The sequence below is a fragment of the Collinsella sp. TF05-9AC genome, from assembly GCF_003438495.1.
Classification (GTDB): domain Bacteria; phylum Actinomycetota; class Coriobacteriia; order Coriobacteriales; family Coriobacteriaceae; genus Collinsella.
Map to the genome: position 1 here is coordinate 1 of NZ_QSSH01000003.1, position 3,982 is coordinate 3,982.

2 protein-coding genes and 4 tRNA genes are annotated in these 3,982 nt (G+C 56.8%); all 6 read left to right on the plus strand.

Translation table 11 applies throughout. The annotated features are described in order from the left end of the window. Positions 1-255 precede the first annotated feature (255 nt). A tRNA-Leu gene (locus DXC52_RS01390) sits at positions 256-345 on the plus strand. Between the two features lie 59 nt (positions 346-404). Next, positions 405-2,750 carry a GAF domain-containing SpoIIE family protein phosphatase gene (locus DXC52_RS01395; RefSeq protein WP_117745839.1) on the plus strand — a complete coding sequence of 782 codons (2,346 nt, stop codon included), beginning with the start codon at positions 405-407 and terminating at the stop codon, positions 2,748-2,750. A 78-nt stretch (positions 2,751-2,828) separates the two neighbouring features. Next, entirely contained in the window at positions 2,829-3,575 is a 747-nt protein-coding gene (locus tag DXC52_RS01400; protein ID WP_117745840.1) for an anti-sigma factor antagonist, read from the plus strand. A 105-nt stretch (positions 3,576-3,680) separates the two neighbouring features. Next, positions 3,681-3,756 (plus strand) — tRNA-Gly (locus DXC52_RS01405). A gap of 34 nt (positions 3,757-3,790) precedes the next feature. Next, positions 3,791-3,864: transfer RNA gene (locus DXC52_RS01410), tRNA-Cys, on the plus strand. Positions 3,865-3,906: 42 nt separating this feature from the next. Further along, a tRNA-Gly gene (locus tag DXC52_RS01415) sits at positions 3,907-3,982 on the plus strand.

The following is a 3,982-nucleotide window of genomic DNA, read 5'->3' on the forward strand; positions in this document are numbered from 1 at the left end:
TTGCTTTCCAACGCATTCCGCAGGGGGCGGCATTATTTTGTAGCGCGAAACGCGGATCAAAATAATGCCGCATGCCCGAGGACGCGTTGGAAAGCAACCTCATTCCGGCCCGAACAGGTCCATCTACCTGTACATTTACAAATTTGTAAACTTTTTTCAAAAAAGTGCTTGCACAGTTCTCGAATCATAGGTTATTATCTTCCTCGTTGAACGCGCGGGTCCAACAAAACGAACCGCGAATCAACAACATAGCATGTCGGAGTGGCGGAATTGGCAGACGCGCTAGCTTGAGGTGCTAGTGACCGCTTTTTGGTCATGCGGGTTCAAGTCCCGCCTCCGACACCATTGCATTTGAGAAGCCTCTTCGGAGGCTTTTTTGTTACCGATAGACGGTGAGGTCCACGATGGAAACGCTTGAGCGCAACGAGTGGGCAGACGTTGCCCAACTGGTCGAGATCACGAGCGATGCTGTCATCATCTGTGAGCTCGACGGAACCATTCTGCATGTGAATAATCGCTTACTTGGTTTGATGTGCGAGGAACGCGCCGACGTCATCGGTGGAGATGTTAAAGACGTTCTGTACTCATCCGCTTTTGAACGTGCGACGGAACATCGTCTGCCATTTGAAACTGATGGCTCCGAGAACGAACTGATGCTCAAGCTGAGTGACGGCTCTTTTATCCCCGTCTTGGTTCGCGCAGGCTCCGTAACGCCTCCACGTGTCTTTGGGCGCCGCGCGCCACGTGTCCTGGTGGCACTTCACAGTATTGAGGAACAGTATTCTCACGACCGTCAACTCAAGCGTGCGTTATCGGAGCTTAGAGTGGCAAATAAGCGTCTCTCTGGCACGCTTTCGGTCATTATGAGCACTGTGGGCTCCGATGAGCTACCCAGCCTGCTTGATACCGTTTTAAATCAGCTCGTCGGAACGCTCAATGCTTCTGGAGCTGCGATTTATTTTTCGGAGAGCGGTGGCTTTAAGCTCCGTGGTGTTTCTAAGGAGCTTGAGGATAGCTATCTGCCCGAGTTTATGCCGTATGGCGCGGGCATCCCGACGTACGTGCTTCGCGAGTCGCGCGCTTGCCGTCTGTCGATTCAGCAGGACCTTGAGGGCGATCGTGTCGCCTCGGGCATGTTTATGGATTTGGACAATCGTTCTAAGCACCTGTTGCGCGTGCAGGATATGCCTCCGTACCGCAGCGAGATCTGTCTTCCCGTTTTTTACGGTACGCAGATCCTTGGCGTGCTGGAAGTTGGCTGGAAACGCCCCCAGGCACCGCTCGCCTATGACGTTAATGTACTCGAGGTCATTTGCGATTACCTGTCTATCCAGCTGGTCGGCATGGCATCGAGCCTTCGCTCTCGTCGCACGGCCGAGCTTGGCCGCTCGCTTAATGTGCTTCGGGATGAGTTGTTTGCCTATCTTGATGATCCTGTTGCCGCCTCGCGTGCGGTGTCGGCCGAAATTTGCGCCGTGCTCAATTGCCATTTCTGTTCCGTGGAGTATGACGCTAGTCTGGACGCCTACGTCATAGATTTTGAAGGCGGCAGTCGCGTTGCTTTGCCTGACGATCCCGAGAAGCTTTTCTTTTCCACGACGGCGCCAGCGGCACGTCTGGGGGCTGGCCCTGATGGCTTTGGGGCGTCTGTTTTGGGCGGCACGAGTGCCGAGGACCTTAAACACGTCCGTATAACTCGCGTTGACGAATCGATGCCTATGGGAGGCTGGCTTAGGGCGCATGGTCTACCTTGCCAAGGTCTCTACGTCGACACCGGCATCGAGGCGGGGCGCCCGCGTTCTGAGGGTGATGGCAAGCACAGCAGCGACGCAATTGTCCCTGCTTTTGTTGCGAAGGGCCCGACGACGCGCGCGCTGCTGCTTCGTGATGGCAGCCAAGAGCCGATTGATGACCTTGAATATGACTACTTGGTGCACTTGGCGCATGACTTTGAACTGATCTACGAAGGCGAATCTCAAAAGCGCGAGGAGCGCCATATCGCTCAGACCCTCCAGATCGGCATGAGAAATTCCCTGGGGGATGTTCCGGGTATCGCAACCGATTCGGTGTACCTGTCGGCCACGAACTCGGCGTTGGTCGGCGGCGATTTCTATACGCTCATCCGACTTCCCGACGACTGCGCCGTCATGATTCTGGGTGATGTGTCTGGCAAAGGCATTGAGGCTGCATCGATGTCCGCGCTCGTCAAGACGGCCCTGACGGCATATGCCTGGGAGGGCGCTGGCCCGGCCCGCATGGCGCGCTCCCTTAACAGCATGCTCATGGGCTTTTCGAGGGTCGAGACGTTCGTGACGGCCTTTATCGCCAAGATTGACCTTAAAGCCGGACGCGCAACGTATTGTTCGGCGGGCCATCCTCCGACCATGGTCATCAGGCCAGAGTCGATGCCGCTGGGCGGCGGCGAGGCCCGTGGGGGAGAGGTCGAACTGCTTGGATGCCAATCGGGCGTAATCGGTGCATTCGAAGGCATGGTGTACGAGACGGGTGCCTTTACGTTCGCCCCCGGCGACATGCTCTTTATGTATACGGATGGAACGATTGAGGCCCGTGACCGCACCGGAGCATTCTTTGGCGAGCAGCGCTTGCGCGACCTTCTGCTTTCTGTTTCGGGGGAGGGCGTGTCGGGCATTTGCGGCAAGGTCTTGGGCGAGCTCGACCGATTTACCGAATCGGCGCTGGACGACGACATTGCATTGGTGTCCCTTGAGTTTTTACGGGGTCGTTCATAGACGACGCTGGACGGGCTGAATCCGCACGGTTGGGGAAACAAATGCATCGAGTGGGCTTTTTTGGGGAACCATGGTCGTATGAATGAGTGGAATGACATAGCGGTTTTGACGCCACCGGGCGATATCGACATCGCCACGGTGCCTGCGCTGCGTCGGCGGTTGGATGCTTTGGTTGACCGCGGCGTGCGTCGTGTCGTCATCAACTGTCAGGCTGTTGGCTTTATCGATTCGACGGGCTTGGCATTCCTGCTTACGCGCGCTCGTGAGCTCATGAGGCGAGAAGGCCTGCTTTCGCTCGTCAATGCATCAGGCGAAGTTGTTCGCTTTTTGGAGATTGCTCGTCTTGTCGATATCCTTCATGTCGCGGGTCCGGCACGGGAGTCTATTCCCGCCATTCCGGTGGGGGAGCTGCCTCGCTGGAGTAAGAGCGTCGAGGTCCGTCAGGGTATCGAGAATCTTCCATACTACCGACATCACATCGCCGAACTCCTTGAATCGCTTCCGTTGCGCCGCGACGAGCGCTACGATGTCGCATTGGCGTCGGGGGAGGCACTGGGTAATGCCTATGACCATGCGGGCGGTGTCGGGTGCGTCCTGACGGTTCAGGCCTATGGCGATCGCGTTGTGGTTGAGGTGCTTGATCGAGGTGCCGGCTATTCTATCGATAAAACGAGCGAACCGGTCGCATCCGAGGAGCGCGGCCGTGGTATCAAGCTTATGCGTATGCTCGTCGATAACGTGGAGGTTGCGCGTCGTACAGACGGCGCCGGCACGCGCGTGCAGATGGTGAAGCTGTTTAGCGGAGCGCTCGAATCGTGTGCCTAGCCAATCGCTTTGGCGCGTTTAGCTACCGAGAACATGCGGCAGACAACTTTTTTGAAAAAAGTACTTGCGTCTTTTGGACAACTCGCGTAAATTAATAACCCGCAAGCGGACATGGCTCAGTTGGTAGAGCACAACCTTGCCAAGGTTGGGGTCGCGGGTTCGAGCCCCGTTGTCCGCTCCATTGCATTTACGGACCGTTTAGGCGGTCCTTTTTCGGCGAAGTGGCCAAGTGGTAAGGCAGAGGCCTGCAAAGCCTTTACCCCCGGTTCGAATCCGGGCTTCGCCTCCAGGCAACATCCGGGCGCTCCGGCGCCCGTTTTGTTTTACATATGCGGACATGGCTCAGTTGGTAGAGCACAACCTTGCCAAGGTTGGGGTCGCGGGTTCGAGCCCCGTTGTCCGCTCCA

What these genes read in the sequence shown, in the direction of transcription:
- DXC52_RS01395 (WP_117745839.1), top strand. Translation starts at nt 405, where the DNA reads ATGGAAACGCTTGAGCGCAACGAGTGGGCAGACGTTGCCCAACTGGTC.
- DXC52_RS01400 (WP_117745840.1), top strand. Translation starts at nt 2,829, where the DNA reads ATGAATGAGTGGAATGACATAGCGGTTTTGACGCCACCGGGCGATATC.